Origin of the sequence: Peribacillus sp. FSL E2-0159 (genome assembly GCF_038643155.1) — a bacterium.
In the GTDB taxonomy this organism is placed as follows: domain Bacteria; phylum Bacillota; class Bacilli; order Bacillales; family DSM-1321; genus Peribacillus; species Peribacillus simplex.
In genome coordinates this window covers 3,081,601-3,098,378 of the sequence record NZ_CP152053.1, presented here as the reverse complement: position 1 = coordinate 3,098,378, position 16,778 = coordinate 3,081,601, and the positions used below count along the sequence as shown (strand labels likewise).

The following is a 16,778-nucleotide window of genomic DNA, read 5'->3' as shown; positions in this document are numbered from 1 at the left end:
AATGGATTTATAAAAAGATTAGGGGGGGTTTTTATATGAAAGAATTATTTCGGTTATTAAAACAAGGTAATAAATCGGCGTTCATTGCTGCCTGTGTGAATAGTATCATCGCTGTGCTAAAGGGGATTGCTTATTTCATGACAGGGAATGTCGCTATGTTTGCTGAAACTTTACATACTTTGGGGGATGCTGCGAATCAGTTTTTCGTCTTCATTGGTTCCGCACTAAGTAAAAAGTCACCAACTGATCGATTCCCTGATGGTTTTGGACGTTTGGTTAACCTCGTATTATTAGGGGCAGTATTGGTTGTCGGGATCATGTCTTATGAAACGATTAAAGAAGGGTTCCATCACATTTTGCACCCTGCAGAATCAACTGGTATCCTTATTAACTTGTCCGTCCTTTCGTTAGCGGTTGTGTTGGAATCATATGTATTATTTAAAGCGATGAAAGAAGTGGTGCATGAAACTGGAATCGAAGCTAAAGGAGCAGCCGTCATAGTTAAGAGCTTCTCTGGTTTAAAAAGAGCAAAACCAGCGACGAAATTAGTATTCATGGAAGATATGGTAGCAACCGGTGGTGGGGTACTTGCGATAATTGCCATTTTATTAGCAAACTTCACGCCCTTCATTCAAGCGGAAGGAGTTGCATCCGTCATGATCGGTCTTGGAATGTTCTATGTGGTTGGAAGGGTTTTTCTTGATAATGCTGCAGGTGCTCTTGGGGAAGCCGATATTGAAATGCGCCAAAAAATTGGAACTATGGTCATGGATGATCCAGACGTTAGGGATATACAGAAACTGGCCGTTATAAAAGAAGGGGAAGACTTTCATGTTGAACTTGAAGTTGAACTTGATCCCCATATTTCAATCGCCCAGGCGGATGACATCAAAGATCGGTTGTTTAATGAGATATTCAAGGAAAGAGGAGTAACGGATGTCATTATAGAATTTGATGAAAATGATGGTGTTCCAAAATGGGAAGGTCAGATAAAAAAAGAATTGAATGAAATGAAAAAAAACATGGAGTAGAATATGTTTAAATTGGCGGAATACAAAGTGTCCGGATAAGGATATTTGGTTGATTATAAAAAGCATGACACTAATGGTAATGCCTGTTCAATTCTTCACGTACTTTCCTTCCGTATGCATTATAAGCTATCATGGACTTAGTTACATAAAGAAGGATTATGGAAGGGTGAATAAGAATGGAGAAACAAGATATTAAGCTAGTTGCACTTGATATGGATGGCACGCTGCTCAATAAGGCTGGAGAGATATCTGAAGAAAATCGGAGAGCGATAAAAGAAGCCGAAGATCAAGGGATTTTTGTTGTATTGAGCACAGGAAGATCCTTTGCGACATGCAGTGATTTTGCAAAGTCAATGGAACTCCAATCATACCTCATTACGGTAAACGGAAGCGAAATATACGATAATCAAGGAAAACTGGTGGAAAGGAATATCGTCGATAGTGAGTCCATACAATGGATGTGGGAATTAAGTCAAAAACATGGTACACATTTTTGGGCAATTAGTTGCGATAATATTTACAGGGCTGAAATGCCTGAAAAAATCCATGATTCGCAATGGCTTAAATTCGGATTTGATACAAATGATGATGAAGTCCGCCAAATCATCATGGGTGAACTGGTATCAAAAGGAAACTTTGAAATAAGCAATTCAAGCCCAACGAATATTGAAGTGAATGCCATGGGCGTCAATAAAGCGAAAGCGATAAAGCTTGTTTGTTCATTGCTCGATATTACTATGGATAATGTTATGGCAGTAGGTGACAGCCTTAACGACCTTGCAATGATTTCTGATGCAAAAGTGGGTGTGGCAATGGGAAACGCCCAAGAAATTGTGAAAGAAAAAGCAGATTGGGTTACAGCAACAAATGAAGAAGATGGTGTGGCTAAGGCCATTCGTAAATGGGCGCTTTCAAATTGAATCGACACTGTATATGGGACGTATTCCATATACAGTTTTTTATTGAAATGGCGCTGCATGACAAAGAGATTCTGCCGTTGAATTAATTTCTTGAAAATTGTGTATTTTAGAAGTATGATAATCTAGTAGTGTTATATTTTGGTAATATATTAAAAATGGGAGGTTTCAAGATGACAAGAAGTTTGCCTGAACAGTGGTGGAATCAATTATCTTTACCAGTTATCTCAGCACCTATGTTTTTAATATCCGGTCCTGAGTTAGTGAAAGAATGCTGTTTGAATGGGGTGATCGGTTCTTTTCCAGCGCCGAATGCGCGGCCGATAGAGGTATTGGATAAATGGATGGGTGACATAAACGACACATTGATTGAAGCAAAGGCTAAAGAACCAGGCTCAAAGATTGCTCCATGGGCAATGAATATGGTTGTTCACCGTACATATAGCCGTCTTGAAGAAGAGTTGGAATTGGTCAAAAAGCATCAGCCTCCCATCGTCATTACATCTTTAGGTTCACCAAAACATGTGGTGGATGTCGTACATAGCTATGGCGGCTTGGTCTTTTCTGATGTCAGCTCTGTGGATTTTGCAAAAAAAGCTGCGGAGTCAGGTGTGGACGGATTGATCTTGGTTGCTGCGGGAGCCGGTGGTCATGCGGGTGAGATAAATAGCTTTGCTTTCGTTGACAGCGTAAGGACATTCTGGGACGGAATCATTTTGCTTGCTGGATCCATCAGTACTGGTCACAGTATCCTGGCAGCTCAGGCTGCAGGAGCTGATCTTGCATATATGGGTACTCGTTTTATCGTGGCAAAAGAGAGCAGGGCAAATGATGAATATCGTGAAATGCTTGTAGATTCAAATCATGATGACATAATCTTGACTGATGCATTTTCAGGCGTTAATTGTAATATGCTTAAACCGAGCATCAGAAAGGAAGGCATGGACCCAGAACAATTAGCTAAAAAAGAAAAGGTCGATTTTGACAGCATGTCCAAATCATCTGATTCTAAAGCCTGGCGTGATATTTGGTCAGCGGGTCATGGTGTAGGGGCGATTAAAAAAATAGATACCGCTGCCGGCATCATTAAACAATTAGAAAAAGAGTATCAGGAGTCCTTAAAGAAATTGACCGGGCAGGCGGAAAAATTAAAGGGCATTATATCAAAATGATATGAAAGCGCTTCATTTAATTATGCAAATATAGCTAATTAAAAAGGGTATCCATTATGGATACCCTTTTTTGCCACGTAATATCAGAGGTAATTTTACCAGCTAGTAAGGTTTTATTCAGCTAAAAAGGCAATCCACATAGGATATAAAGAGAAAAAATATTGATAAAAAGACGGATAAATGTTATATTATTTTCGTGATAATGACCGAATGAACAATATAGTCATTAGTTATTATTTGTTTAAAAAGTAATATATATTAAAGGTTTAAGATAAAGAATTTTAAATATATATTGCAGAAGCAAATGACTTAAATATGTATTCTTCAATCCGTTTTTCACCGAGATAGATTAAATAAACGGCATATTCGTCGTATAGGAGGGCTTGGTAAGCGTGTTAAAATCCTTAAAGGGTGAATTTTTAGCCATAATAAAACATCCTATGATACTCATTTCCATAATAGGGATCATTCTGATTCCCTTATTATACAGCGGCACGTTCCTGTGGGCATTTTGGGACCCATATGGTAAGGTGGACCAATTGCCTGTTGCCATTGTCAATATGGATGAGGGTGCGGAGTTCAATGATTCGGAACTTACAATAGGAAAAGATTTAGTCAAGGAGTTAAAGGAAAAGAAGGATTTCGATTGGCATTTCGTCAGTCAAAAAGAAGCCAATGAAGGCCTGAAAAATCAAGATTATTACATGAAAATAGAAATCCCGAAAAACTTTTCGAAAAATGCAACGACCTTACAGGATGACAATCCGGAAAAACTTGATTTAATTTATACGTCCAATGAAGGGTTCAACTATATATCCACAAAAATAGGTGACGCAGCTTCGGAGAGAATCAAAGGGGAAGTTTCGTCAGCCGTTACAAAAACCTATGCGGAGTCAATGTTCGATAATTTGAACGAAGTGGCTGACGGACTCAAAAGTGCCAGTGATGGAGCTGGTGAATTGAAAGATGGAACAGATACAGTGAAGAACGGATCAAGTGAACTTGGTGAAGGGATTAACTCAGCTAAAGAAGGTTCCAAAAAAGTGGATGAAGGAATTGATTCCCTTCATTCAGGTTCTGTTGAAATCCATGAAAATCTGGAAAAGTTAGCTGAAAAATCATTGACCTTTTCGAATGGGGTCGGTTCGGCAGCTGCGGGATCAAAAGAACTTAATCAAGGGTTACAACAGTTTAGCTCTGGTGTTGGACAAATGAAGGATGGGCAATCAGAGCTTTTGCAAGGAGCCAAGAAATCTGAAGCTGGAACTGGTGAATTGGCCTCCGGACTGCAACAGTCAATAGAGGGCTTCAATCAAATTGAAGAAAAGCTGCCCGCTTTGACAGAGGGTGCAAATGGTGTGGCTGCTGGCGCTGCTCAGCTTTCAGGTTCATTGTCTGAATGGAGCGCAGCATCGAACGAAGCAAAAGAGGGGGCATCTGAAGTATCGGCAGGTTTGGATGAGGTTATTTCAGGATTGAAACAACAATCTGAAGCTACGGATGATCCTAACGAGAAAGCGCGTTTGGAGGGAGTGATTTCTTCTCTAACCCGCATCAGTGAAGGAAGTAAAGGAGTTTCTGAAGGAGTAGGGAAACTATCAGCCAGTGCAAGTGAAATTGCTAAAGGCTCAAATAATCTTAGTGATGGAGCTAATCAGTTAGGTGAAGGTACAAGTGCATTAAGCGGTGGTTTCACTCAATTGAAGCAGGCTCAGGATAAACTTGCCAATGGGGCGAATGAACTGAAAAATGGTCAAGGTCAATTGGTGTCAGGTTTGACAACATTTGGTGAAAGTATAGATTCAGCCCAGAGTGGGCTTGGACAATTAACCGAAGGCAGCAATAACTTGGTAAGTGGGCTTGATCAGCTTGAAGATGGCTCAAAGCAATTATCAAGTGGAACTTCACAGCTTTCCGAAGGTTCGAAAGGACTGGTTACAGGAACGGATAAGTTGAAGGAAGGTTCATCCAGCCTTACTAATGGTATGGGAGAACTGGCGAATGGAGCCATTAAGTTACAAGATGGAATCGCCAAACTTTCAGATGGATCTGCAGAATTACATGACGAATTGAATGATGGGGCAAACGAAGCAGGCAAGATAAAATCCAATGAAGAAGTATATGATATGTTTGCAAGCCCAGTTAAAGTGGATAAATTACCAATTAATAATGTACCGAACTATGGCACTAGTTTTGCACCATATTTAATTTCATTAAGTTTATTTATCGGGGCTATCGTTCTGACGATCATATTCCCATTAAGAGATCCTGCTGTTAAACCTGCAAATGGATTTAGCTGGTTTATAAGTAAATACAGCGTCATGGCAATCATAGGAATTTGTCAAGCCATTTTGGTGGACTCGATTTTAATTTTAGGTCTTGGAATCAATGTTACGAGCCTGCCGCTATTTTTTGCAGTAAGCATTCTTGCTAGCTGCACATTCATGGCAATCATTCAATTCCTGGGTTCAGCCTTTGACAACCCTGGCCGGTTCATAGCATTATTGATTTTAATTCTTCAACTGACCAGCAGTGGCGGAACATTCCCAAATGAATTGGTTCCTGGCTTCCTGCAAGGATTCACACCGTTCTTACCGATGACTTATTCAATTAATGCTTTTCGTGCAGTCATCTCAACAGGAGATTATAGCTTCATGTGGCATAATCTTGGCATCTTGGCCATATTCCTCGTTGCGGCATTAATATTATCACTTCTTTACTTTATTTATCGGTATAAGAAATTGAACGGCGCATTAAATGAAAAACAGGAAGATGCAACTGTACATTGATCAAAAAACAGCGACCCATGACGGGTCGCTGTTTTTTGATCAATATCAGGTAATAATTGAAACGCAGGAAAATAAAAGTGCACCTTAAATAACACCAGCGTAAAGATATGTATTCCTGTTCTCATGAATAGCAATTTGCGATAAAACGGTTTGTTTGTGACAAAACTTTGGTGCAGCCTGAACGCGGAATTAAAAATATTGAATCATCTATACCCTTGTCTTTTGAGAAGCAGGTGCATATTTCTTCATCGGATTTTTAGCAATGACATCCTTTAAATAAGGATGACCAGAAGGACCGGGTTTTCTCATAAGTTCCATTAGGTAAGAAATATCGTCCAGAGCCCTGTGTGTCTGGAAATTGGTGATATTATGTGCCTGCAGTAATGTTAAGAGTTTACTATTCTCAAACCCGTATTGCTTCCAAGGTACATTCCGCATCGTACAGAACCACTTTTGATCATTGATTTCCGGATACATTTGGTAGAGAAAACTTCTATCGAAAGAAGCATTATGTGCAAAAATCGAATCGGCACGGGCAAAGAAAGATTTAATTTTTTCATCGTGAAAACTTTTTCCTTCGACGGAGCTGTATGGAATTCCATGAACTCTGTATGCTTGATCATAATCCCTTCTTGCTCCATAGGAGAGAGGCTCCCTTAAAAATGATTCCTGATCAATAAGATTAATAATTTCGCCTGTTTCACTGCTATATGTAAAGAGTATAAGAGCAAGCTCGATAATTTCATCGGAAGAGGGACGTAAACCAGTTGTTTCTACGTCAAGCACTAAACCTAATCTATTAGACAATTTTTTTTCCTCCAGTTGGGTTACATTCTTCTATTATAGCTGACATAGGATAGCTATTGAAAGTGTAATGATTGTTTTAAAGTATCATTTTTAACGTGAAAAAGATTAGGCATTCCTTAAAAATGATTGTTAAGAGCAAGGGTGAACTAACGATGCTAAAAAGAGGATAGAGATTGCTTTTTTCAAAGCAATCTCTATCTTCTTTAATCCATAGTAGTTCATAAGCATTGCAAAATGCTTTCCAATTCATGTTCGGCAATTTGTATGAATTCTTCGTTTTTTTTTGAAGACTATATATTGCAGTCCTTCTTCAGATTGTTGAAGATGAACCAGATTCTTACAGTTAAAAGATGGAGTTCCGCATATAAATATATGCTTCTATCGAATTACAAATGTTGATACCTTTAAGGGTATAATTTAATGATTCCTGATAATAATGAAGTTCAGTTTCATAATTCTTCGTTTTAAAATAGATGATCTTGATACTATTTAAAACTTCTATTTCCTGTTGATGAAGAATGACTCGTTTACCCATGGTAATCTGAATGGCCTCATTCAATAATTCTATAGACTATTGTTTGTCATTGTACAAATAAAAAAAAGAGATACCTTCATGCCATTTCAAGAATTGATAAAATGATATCGATTTTTCGGGTTCCGTTGCCATTTCTTTTTGGACGATTTCATAAATTGCTTCATAATTACGTGTACGTTTGTATTTGTTAATCAAAAGTTTAATGGTTTCTATGTAATTATAAATCGGTTCATTTTTGGTAGTGAAGAAATACTGCAGGTCAACTTTAAGTTTATCCGCAAAAAGTGCCAATTCACCAATGGTTGGAGAAGTGATGCTTCTTTCAAAATCTGACAGGACATTAGGTTCACTTATATCCTTAGCCAGTTATTCTCTTGTAAGATTTTGTTTTATTCGTAATTCGTTGATAACGGAGCCAACCTCTATTTTCATTACAATTGCCCCTTTGTACCTATGTATAGAATTCTATTTTAACATAATTTGATTTTATCAGTATAACTACATTACGTGTTTTCCTTGCGTACCCTACCAACAAAAAATATTGAAGCGATCAAATGCAAGACTTCTTTTCTATATAAAGTGAGAAAGGTCCCTGCATTTTTTTCTTGGAGTCTATAGTCAACGGATAATAGCAAGCTTTAGATTTGGAATTAAAGGATAAAAAAAGGAGGCGGCAATCTGCCACCTCTAACGTTTTTAATTTCCAATGAATTGCTGGGTCCAATAATGGGTGTATTTCCCTCCGGTCACATGCCCAATTCCAATATGTGTATAGTTCTTGTTCAGGATATTGGCCTTATGTCCAGGGCTGTTCATCCATGATTTCATGACAGCATCCGCACTAGGCTGACCTGCTGCGATATTTTCACCTGCGTACTTGTAACTGATCCCAAAGGATTTCATCATATCGAAAGGCGATCCATACCTGGGGCTTGTATGATTGAAATAATTACTATCTCGCATATCCTCAGATTTCAGAATTGCTACGTTGGAAATGGCTGTATCCATTTTAAGTGAAGGGAGCCCCGATTTTGACCGTTCTTCGTTCACTAAACTAAGGACCTGTTGTTCAACTGATTGACTTTCTTCACGATTAACTGTGTGGTTGGATGTGGGAAGATTTATAATTTGTCCGATTCGAATTTGATTAGCATCGTTTATAGCAGAGTTCGTTTTAAGTAATTCGTCAATGCTGACATCATATTCAGAAGCTATTTTCGTTAAGGTATCTCCTTTTGCCACCTCGTAAGTAGTGGCTCCCAGAGCAACTTTTGGAGATAATAGGGATAGTGACAGTGCTGAAAAAAGGATGATTTTCTTCATTTTAATTCCTCCTAGTAGAATATCTGGATTGGAAGTATAGTATGCTATAAAAATAGTTTTGTGTAAAATTAGCTCATTCACATTCTTTGTTGGTATGGGACAAAGGTATCGAATGGGAAGATGAATGTTAAGGGGCCATATAACCTGGAAGTGTTAAGGGTAAACCAAAATCATAGGGCTTTTTGATAGATTGGAAGATTTGTTTCATGTAGAAAAAGAATCATTTTACGTTTGCAGGCCATGTTTGTCAGGTTAAATAATAAGAACATCAAAACGATATAGTTATATGGAACTAAGTGAAAAATATCATCCTATTAGTACATTTATAATTGTTATGGCGGAAACGGATGGCTTAAAGTGCTATTCTTTCCCAAATAATAAGGGATTTGATTACAAAGGGAGGACATGAGGACTCGGCATTGTATGTTATGGAAAGGGATTTTTCAAAAATTTTTATCCATTAAGACAGGTATCTCTTCTTCGTGAATAGAATAAAGTAGACAGCTGAATATACGGAGGGATTCTTCGATGTGGTTTAAGGAATTGGAAACAGAAAGGCTGCGTTTAATCGAAATAGGTTACCATCATGCTGAGAGTCTGTTTGAAATACTCTCTAAGGATGAAGTGACCAAATATGATGGGATAGAAAGTTTAACTCGAGTTGAAGATGCCCGCCGCTTAATCGACTCGTTTAAAAGTGCTTATATAAACAGACGTGGGATGCGGTGGGGAGTCATTTTAAAGGATTCAGATAAATTCATCGGTACCGTTGGCCTGAATCAATTGAGTCTTGCCAACAAACGCGCTGAAATAGGGTATGAAATCCATCCTGAATATTGGAGGAAACACTTTACGTCTGAAGCTGTCAACGAAGTATTGCGCTATTGCTTTGAAGGATTGAGACTGAACAGAATCGCCGCTTTAACTTTCAAGGATAATATTGCATCCAGAAACCTATTGAAGAAATTTGGATTTAAAGAGGAAGGCAGTCTCCGAAGTTATCTATTTCTTCGTGAACAATCGCATGATGCCCTGGTATTTTCCTTGTTAAGCACAGAGTATTGTCAGTTACTGCAACAAAGTGTTCATTGATCATTATAAAATGAATATTAGTTTACTATATAGAAGATTGCAGCTGGCCGATAGTGCCAGTTTTTTATTTGTATAATATCTCTCCCATTAGGATCATTTTATATCACTAAGGGACAATATACATATTTTTCATGTTAAAATTAGAATGCGGATTCATTATTAAGTCCGGGTGGACATAAAAAGGAGAAAAATCATTGTGAAGATATTATTTCCGTTGCTTGCGGTCCTAGGCGGAATCACCATTGCCATACAAGGACAAATCAATGGTGGGTTAGGGAAAAAAGTGGGAGTTATTGAGGCTTCTTTCATTTCGTTTGGAATCGGAACACTCGCTTTATTATTCATTGTTTTGTTTGCAGGAAATGGAAATATTTCTGCCGTTGCGACTGTACCAAAATGGCAATTAATAGGCGGACTGTTAGGGGCTATTTATGTCATTGTGATAGTGTTGGTCGTCCCTCAGATTGGTGTGGCACCTGCATTGGTCGGGGTAATCGCAGGGCAGATACTGATCGGGGCAATCATTGACCATTTCGGTTTATTTGGGGGCGTACGCATCCCATTGGATGCGAAAAAGGTGGCAGGCATTTGCTTACTTTTCGTGTCATTATATTTATTTAATCATAAATAAGGAAGGGTCATTATTCATTGGATTTGACGAGTATATATAAGTGAAAAACTGATGGAAAATTTCTATTCCTACATAGTTATTATCCATTAATTGGGATATCTTTGGAAAGAACTCAATATTTTATTGAGAAAAAATATTATTCTACTAAAATATATTATTGAATTGGGAATGGTTTGCTAGGAAAGTGGTCTTAGTAACCAACCTCACTAAAATTATTAGAAAATTTAGAAAAAATAGACGAGCGAACTTATATGAATACTGGTATAAATGAGTTTGAAAAAATCTTTGGAAGTCGGAAGTCATTTTATATCAAATTGGTTATCATTTCTTTTTACCTAGTATCTAGATCGAATTGATTAGCAAATAATTACTATCTTGTGAAAAAGTACTCATCGGTTTATTGATTTTTTGATTTATTCGTAATATACTTAAAATTCAACATCTTTAATTCGAGGTATAGTACCCTTAGCGAGGTTGAAAAGAGGGTGATTTTTTACTAGTAAACTGCATTAATGCTTTTTTTAGGGAGAAATACAGATTTATGCAAACGGTTCGCTAGTTGTTTTTGGTGAATTCCTGCAATGAATGCTTCTAACTTTCCTCGCTGACATTATATGTACTATACGGAAGATTAATAGGTGGTAGAAGGATAATCTCTTAAATGGGAATATCCTAAGAAAGATTAAAGATGAGGGGGAATATTTTTTGAAAAAGTCTAAATTTTCAGTGCTTGCTCTTCTTATGGCCATCATGCTTATGCTTGCGGCATGCAACGGTGGTTCGAAGGAAACTTCGAATGAAAAAGAAGGCGGCTCGGGTGACTCATCCGGATCAAAAGTATTAAACGTAAACAACTCAAGTGAACCTGGTTCGCTTCACCCTGCCAATGCGCAAGGTACTCATGAATCATGGATCCTTGAACACACGTTTGAGGGACTGACAAAGAAAACAGAAGAAGGCAAAATCGTACCTGGTTCTGCAGAATCATGGGAAATCAGTGAAGATGGATTAACTTGGACATTCAAATTGAAAGATGGTTTGAAATGGTCAAATGGAGATCCGCTTACAGCCAATGACTTCGAATATGCTTGGAAATATGCTTTGAAACCTGAAACAGCTGCTGATTATGCTTATCAACTTTATTATCTTAAAGGCGGGGAAGCTTACAACAGTAAAAAAGGGAAGGAAGAGGACGTAGGCGTTAAAGCGACAGACGAACATACATTAGTCGTTACTTTGGAACAGCCTACACCATATTTCCTTGACTTGACTTCTTTCTATACTTTCTATCCAATCAATAAAAAGGTACAGGAAGAAAATCCAAAATGGGCTTTGGATGCAAAAACTCACGTTTCAAACGGTCCGTTCAAATTAACGGAGTGGAAACATAAAGAAAGCCTGAAAATCGAAAAGAATGAAAATTACTACGATAAAGATAAAATCAAATTGGATGCGGTTAACTTTGCTCTAATTGAAGATGAAAATACAGCATGGCAAATGTATCAGAGTGGCGAATTGGATATCGCTTATCCACTGCCAGTGGACGTGCAAGGTCAATTAGTTAATTCTGGAGACAAAGAATTCAAAAATGGCGCAGAACTTGCCGTTTACTATTACAACTTTAATACGGAAGTAAAACCTTTCAATAATGCAAAGGTTAGGAAAGCGCTTTCAATGGCGATCGAACGCAAAAAAATTACCGAAAATGTTGCTCAAGGCGGTCAAAAGCCTGCCTATGGAGTAATCCCGCCGGGCATTCCTGATGCAACTGGAGATTTCCAGGAAAATACAGGTAACCTATTTGAGGAAAACGTTGCTGAAGCCAAGAAATTGTTAAAAGAAGGTCTTGCTGAAGAAGGCATGAAAGAATTACCTGATTTTTCAATTTTGTATAACACTTTAGATACTCATAAGAAAATTGCTGAAGCCGTTCAAGGAATGTGGCGCGATAACCTGGGTGTTGAAGTGACACTTGAAAATGCAGAATTCCAAGTTAAGCTTGACCGTGAAAAAGCTGGCGACTTTGAAATTTCCCGTGCAGGGTGGGTTGGTGACTATGTTGACCCAATGACTTTCATGCTTTGGGAAACGGACGGTGCCTATAATGATGCAAATTGGTCGAACAAAGAATATGATGGTTTATTAAAAGAGGCAAAATCTACAATGGATCCAAAAGAACGCATGGCTGCTTTACATAAAGCAGAGGAAGTCCTGATTGAAGAAATGCCGATCCTTCCGGTTTACTTCTATACAAAACCATATATGGTTAAATCGAATGTTACTGGAGTCTATGCTCCGATTAACGCTTATCCGAACTTTATTTATGCGGATAAAAAGTAAGAGAAGGATAAAAGTGAAATGGGAGGTATGTCCGATAAAGGACATACCCCATTTTTCAATTGCGAATTTGAATATTTCATGAATTCATTTCCGTTTTCAACTCCTTAGAAAATCGATGATTGGGGTGATTACCATGTTGAGATATACATTAAACCGTTTTAAATGGGCGATTATTACTTTATGGGCTGTTATTACATTAACGTTCATCATAATGCATACGATTCCGGGAAATCCATTTGCAAAAGAAGGAGCTATGCCTCCTGCTGTTTATGAAAACCTTCAAGTCCACTATGGATTGGACAAGCCGTTGTTGACCCAATATGGAAATTATTTATTGGAAGTCGTTCAATTTGATTTTGGTCCTTCATTGAAATCCTCATCCATTTCTGTGAATGATTACATTTTGAAGGGATTTCCAGTGTCCTTGCACTTAGGGGCACAAGCATTGGTGATTGCCATCTTCTTTGGGCTAATTTTGGGTGTAGTGGCTTCACTGAAAAGAAATAAATGGCCCGACTATTTATCAATGATCATTGCCATCGTAGGGATTTCTGTTCCTAACTTTATCTTGGCGACTATTTTAATCAATTATTTTGCGATAAAATGGAATATATTCCCGGTTGCTACATGGGCGACATGGCAGCATACCATTTTACCATCCATTGCCCTTTCGATGATGCCGCTTGCTTTCATCGCAAGATTGATGCGGACAAGCATGCTTGAAGTAATGGGGCAGGATTACATTTTGACAGCAAAGGCCAAAGGATTGAAACGGAGCGGTGTCATAATCAAACATGCGATTCGGAATGCGTTATTGCCGATTATCACGATTCTGGGCATCCTTACGGCCAATATCGTGACAGGAAGCTTCATCATTGAACGTATTTTTGGTATTCCAGGCATGGGAGATATGTTCGTAAAGGGAATATCCAACAGAGACTACCCGGTCATTCTTGGTTCCACAATTGTGTATAGTGCGGTGCTTATCCTATTGATATTCATTGTTGATATAGCCTATACGTTGATTGATCCTAGAATTAAAGTGACGGGGGAGAAGAAATAATGGCAGATAAAGTGCATTTAACTGAAGATATGTTCCAACCCGCAGAAGACAACTTTAAGGAAGCTGAAAAAATAGCCAGACCTACAGTTTCATATTGGTCTGACGTCTGGCGTCGGTTTAAAGAAAATAAGCTGGCGATGACGGGATTTGTTCTTATAATCCTCTTGGTCTTGATGGCGATTTTTGGTCCATATATTAACGGATATACCTATTATGGACAAGATTTCGAGAAAAAGAATCTTAGCCCAAATAGCGAGCATTGGTTTGGCACGGATTCATCAGGAAGGGATCTATTTACGAGAGCTTGGTATGGTGCGAGGATATCCTTGTTCATTGGATTGATGGCAGCGCTGATTGACTTTTTAATTGGTGTCATTTATGGCGGGATTTCAGCCATTCGCGGTGGACGCACAGATAATATCATGATGCGGTTTGCTGAGGTAATCTATGCGATCCCATACCTATTGATGGTTATCTTAATGATGGTCGTATTAAAACCTGGTATTCTGCCGATCATCATTGCGATGTCGATTACAGGGTGGATTCCGATGGCGCGACTAGTACGGGGACAGGTTTTACAACTAAAAGAGAATGAATATATCCATGCTGCAACCATCTCTGGTGCCAATACGAGCTGGACATTAAGAAAGCACATGATTCCAAATACAATGGGACCGATCCTTGTCAATTTAACGTTGACTGTACCTACTGCTATTTTTGCCGAAGCTACACTTAGCTTTTTGGGACTGGGAGTGCCGGCTCCTCAGGCAAGCTGGGGAACATTGACAAGTGATGCTCTGGGAAGCATTCTGGTAGGGAATTTCTATCAACTTTTAATCCCTGCAATATTGATTTCCTTAACCATGTTCGCGTTCAATGTGGCTGGTGACGGATTGCAGGATGCCCTAGATCCAAAACTACGGAAATAATTGAGTCCTAACATAAAGATTTGATATTACTAGAATAGGAGGGACGATGATGGAGAACCTATTAGAAGTCAACGATTTACACATCACCTTCCATACTTATGCAGGAAAAGTGCAAGCGGTTCGCGGCGTGAACTTTGAAGTGAAAAAAGGGGAAGCCGTTGCCATTGTTGGGGAGTCCGGATGCGGCAAAAGTGTTACAGCGAAATCTATCATGAGATTACTGGAAACACCTCCAGCAGAGTATGGAAAAGGGGCGATAAACTTTGGCGGTAAAGACCTTCTTAAAATGAGTGAAACGGAAATGCAGAAGATTCGCGGAAATGAAATCAGCATGATTTTCCAGGATCCGATGACTTCACTCAATCCAACTACAAAAATCGGCAGCCAGATCATGGAAGGCATTTTAAAGCATAATAAAAACATGTCCCGGAATGATGCATACGAACGGGCGTTGGAAACGCTTAAATTGGTAGGTATTCCTCAGCCGGAAAAAAGGATGCAGCAATATCCGCATGAGTTTTCAGGTGGTATGCGCCAAAGGGCGATGATAGCGATGGCCCTTGCATGTGAACCGAAATTGTTGATTGCCGATGAACCTACAACTGCTTTAGATGTAACGATACAAGCGCAAATTTTGGAACTGATGAAAGATATCCAACGTAGAATGGATACTTCCATCATTTTAATCACTCATGATTTAGGTGTGGTTGCGGAAACTTGTGAACGGGTAGTCGTCATGTATGCAGGCAAGGTTGTGGAAACGGGGACAGTAGAAGCTATATTTTCAAACCCGCAGCATCCATATACAAGAGGTCTGCTTAAAACGGTGCCAAGGCTGGATATGGAAAAAACGGCTCCCTTGGTTCCCATAATCGGTTCACCACCGGATTTATTGGATCCGCCAAAAGGATGCCCATTTTATCCAAGATGTGAATCAGCAATGAAAGTGTGCAAAGACCATGATCCGGAGCTTGAAGAAGTGGAAGAAGGTCAGACAGCCGCATGCTGGCTGCACCACCCAATGGCAAAGGCAGCACAGGTACAAGCAACGACTAACGTATAAAGGAGGAGAACCAATGGTTTCACTGAAAAATAAGGCCGAAAAAGAAAAGACAGACAACGAAAATTCTCCTCTTGTTGAAATAAAGAATCTGAAGAAGTATTTTCCTATTGGTTCTCAATCTCTGAAAGCGGTGGATGGTTTGGATCTCAAAATCTATCCAGGGGAAACTGTTGGTCTTGTTGGGGAAAGCGGTTGTGGTAAGTCGACTGCAGGTCGTACAATCACTCGACTTTATGAACCGACAGATGGAGAAGTTCTTTTTCAGGGGAAAAATATTTTCGATTACAAACCCGGGGAAATGTCACATATCCGACGTGAAATACAAATGATTTTCCAAGATCCCTACGCATCCTTGAACCCAAGGATGAAGGTGGAGGAATTGATTGGGGAACCACTTGCCATTCATGGGATATCAAAAGGTAAAGAGCGAAGAAAACGGGTGGAAGACCTGTTAAAGCTGGTTGGTTTAAGTCCGGAACATATCACTCGTTTTCCGCATGAATTCAGTGGTGGACAACGCCAGCGTATTGGAATTGCAAGGGCTTTGGCTTTAAATCCTAAATTCATCGTTTGTGATGAACCTATTTCTGCCTTGGATGTTTCGATACAGGCTCAAGTGGTCAACTTATTAAAAGAGCTTCAAAAAGAAATGGGATTGACTTACTTATTCATCGCACATGATTTATCGATGGTCAAGTATATTTCAGATCGCATTTTAGTCATGTACCTTGGAAGGATGATGGAACTTTCGGATAGTGATTCTTTAACGAAAGATCCGCTTCACCCTTACACTCAGGCCTTGCTTTCTGCAGTGCCAATTCCTGACCCCACTATTAAGCGGGAAAGAATCGTACTTAAAGGAGATGTACCAAGTCCAATCAATCCGCCGAGCGGATGTGTATTCCGGACTCGCTGCCCTAAAGCGATGGAGATATGCTCCAGTGCTGTACCTGAATGGAAAGAACAAAAACCGGGGCATTTCGTTGCTTGTCATTTATATTGGTAAACAAAAAAACCAGTCGCATTTGCGACTGGTCTTTTTTTACACATTTATGTAAAATATTTTTAGAATAAAAGCGATTATCC

At 39.0% G+C, this 16,778-nt stretch carries 13 protein-coding genes; 11 read left to right on the top strand and 2 right to left on the bottom strand.

Features of this window, described 5'->3' with window-relative positions:
• The first annotated feature begins 35 nt into the window (after positions 1-35).
• The 4 genes from NYE63_RS15080 to NYE63_RS15065 all read left to right on the top strand — a co-directional run bounded on the left by NYE63_RS15080 (position 36) and on the right by NYE63_RS15065 (position 5,909).
• Positions 36-1,031 (top strand): cation diffusion facilitator family transporter, encoded by a 996-nt coding sequence (locus tag NYE63_RS15080; protein ID WP_342601708.1) that lies wholly within the window; start codon positions 36-38, stop codon positions 1,029-1,031.
• Positions 1,032-1,207: 176 nt separating this feature from the next.
• Positions 1,208-1,951: a Cof-type HAD-IIB family hydrolase gene (locus tag NYE63_RS15075; protein WP_342601707.1), complete on the top strand. Its 744-nt coding sequence runs from the start codon at positions 1,208-1,210 to the stop codon at positions 1,949-1,951.
• A gap of 170 nt (positions 1,952-2,121) precedes the next feature.
• On the top strand, positions 2,122-3,120 hold the full coding sequence (locus tag NYE63_RS15070; RefSeq protein WP_342601706.1) for a nitronate monooxygenase: 999 nt from the start codon (positions 2,122-2,124) through the stop codon (positions 3,118-3,120).
• A gap of 392 nt (positions 3,121-3,512) precedes the next feature.
• On the top strand, positions 3,513-5,909 hold the full coding sequence (locus NYE63_RS15065; protein WP_342601705.1) for a YhgE/Pip domain-containing protein: 2,397 nt from the start codon (positions 3,513-3,515) through the stop codon (positions 5,907-5,909).
• 207 nt (positions 5,910-6,116) lie between these two features.
• Here the strand turns inward: NYE63_RS15065 and NYE63_RS15060 are convergent, their stop codons facing one another.
• Both NYE63_RS15060 and NYE63_RS15055 read right to left on the bottom strand, forming a co-directional pair.
• Entirely contained in the window at positions 6,117-6,716 is a 600-nt protein-coding gene (locus tag NYE63_RS15060; RefSeq protein ID WP_342601704.1) for an exonuclease domain-containing protein, read from the bottom strand.
• 1,231 nt (positions 6,717-7,947) lie between these two features.
• Complete coding sequence (locus NYE63_RS15055; protein ID WP_342601703.1) at positions 7,948-8,574, bottom strand: CAP domain-containing protein; 627 nt, start codon at positions 8,572-8,574, stop codon at positions 7,948-7,950.
• A 528-nt stretch (positions 8,575-9,102) separates the two neighbouring features.
• Here NYE63_RS15055 and NYE63_RS15050 point away from each other — a divergent pair.
• The 7 genes from NYE63_RS15050 (at position 9,103) to NYE63_RS15020 (ending at position 16,698) form a co-directional block, all read left to right on the top strand.
• A complete protein-coding gene (locus NYE63_RS15050) occupies positions 9,103-9,666 on the top strand; it encodes a GNAT family N-acetyltransferase (protein ID WP_342601702.1) in 564 nt (187 codons plus the stop codon).
• Positions 9,667-9,862: 196 nt separating this feature from the next.
• The gene (locus tag NYE63_RS15045) at positions 9,863-10,297 is read left to right on the top strand and encodes a DMT family transporter (RefSeq protein ID WP_342601701.1); all 435 of its coding nucleotides are present in this window, start codon (positions 9,863-9,865) and stop codon (positions 10,295-10,297) included.
• A gap of 705 nt (positions 10,298-11,002) precedes the next feature.
• Entirely contained in the window at positions 11,003-12,637 is a 1,635-nt protein-coding gene (locus NYE63_RS15040) for a peptide ABC transporter substrate-binding protein (RefSeq protein ID WP_342601700.1), read from the top strand.
• A 133-nt stretch (positions 12,638-12,770) separates the two neighbouring features.
• Entirely contained in the window at positions 12,771-13,700 is a 930-nt protein-coding gene (locus NYE63_RS15035; protein WP_063235007.1) for an ABC transporter permease, read from the top strand.
• A complete protein-coding gene (locus tag NYE63_RS15030; protein WP_342601699.1) occupies positions 13,700-14,629 on the top strand; it encodes an ABC transporter permease in 930 nt (309 codons plus the stop codon). Before NYE63_RS15035 ends, NYE63_RS15030 begins: the two co-directional genes overlap by 1 nt.
• Before the next feature lie 49 nt (positions 14,630-14,678).
• Positions 14,679-15,692 (top strand): ABC transporter ATP-binding protein, encoded by a 1,014-nt coding sequence (locus NYE63_RS15025; protein WP_342601698.1) that lies wholly within the window; start codon positions 14,679-14,681, stop codon positions 15,690-15,692.
• Between the two features lie 13 nt (positions 15,693-15,705).
• Positions 15,706-16,698, top strand: a complete 993-nt coding sequence (locus tag NYE63_RS15020) for an oligopeptide/dipeptide ABC transporter ATP-binding protein (protein WP_342601697.1) — start codon at positions 15,706-15,708, stop codon at positions 16,696-16,698.
• Positions 16,699-16,778 lie beyond the last annotated feature (80 nt).

Excerpts from the sequence above, each read along its gene's own strand:
- NYE63_RS15020 (WP_342601697.1), top strand. The coding sequence starts at position 15,706 with ATGGTTTCACTGAAAAATAAGGCCGAAAAAGAAAAGACAGACAACGAA.
- NYE63_RS15070 (WP_342601706.1), top strand. The coding sequence starts at position 2,122 with ATGACAAGAAGTTTGCCTGAACAGTGGTGGAATCAATTATCTTTACCA.
- NYE63_RS15030 (WP_342601699.1), top strand. The coding sequence starts at position 13,700 with ATGGCAGATAAAGTGCATTTAACTGAAGATATGTTCCAACCCGCAGAA.
- NYE63_RS15055 (WP_342601703.1), bottom strand. The coding sequence starts at position 8,574 with ATGAAGAAAATCATCCTTTTTTCAGCACTGTCACTATCCCTATTATCT.
- NYE63_RS15050 (WP_342601702.1), top strand. The coding sequence starts at position 9,103 with ATGTGGTTTAAGGAATTGGAAACAGAAAGGCTGCGTTTAATCGAAATA.
- NYE63_RS15035 (WP_063235007.1), top strand. The coding sequence starts at position 12,771 with ATGTTGAGATATACATTAAACCGTTTTAAATGGGCGATTATTACTTTA.
- NYE63_RS15025 (WP_342601698.1), top strand. The coding sequence starts at position 14,679 with ATGGAGAACCTATTAGAAGTCAACGATTTACACATCACCTTCCATACT.
- NYE63_RS15075 (WP_342601707.1), top strand. The coding sequence starts at position 1,208 with ATGGAGAAACAAGATATTAAGCTAGTTGCACTTGATATGGATGGCACG.
- NYE63_RS15080 (WP_342601708.1), top strand. The coding sequence starts at position 36 with ATGAAAGAATTATTTCGGTTATTAAAACAAGGTAATAAATCGGCGTTC.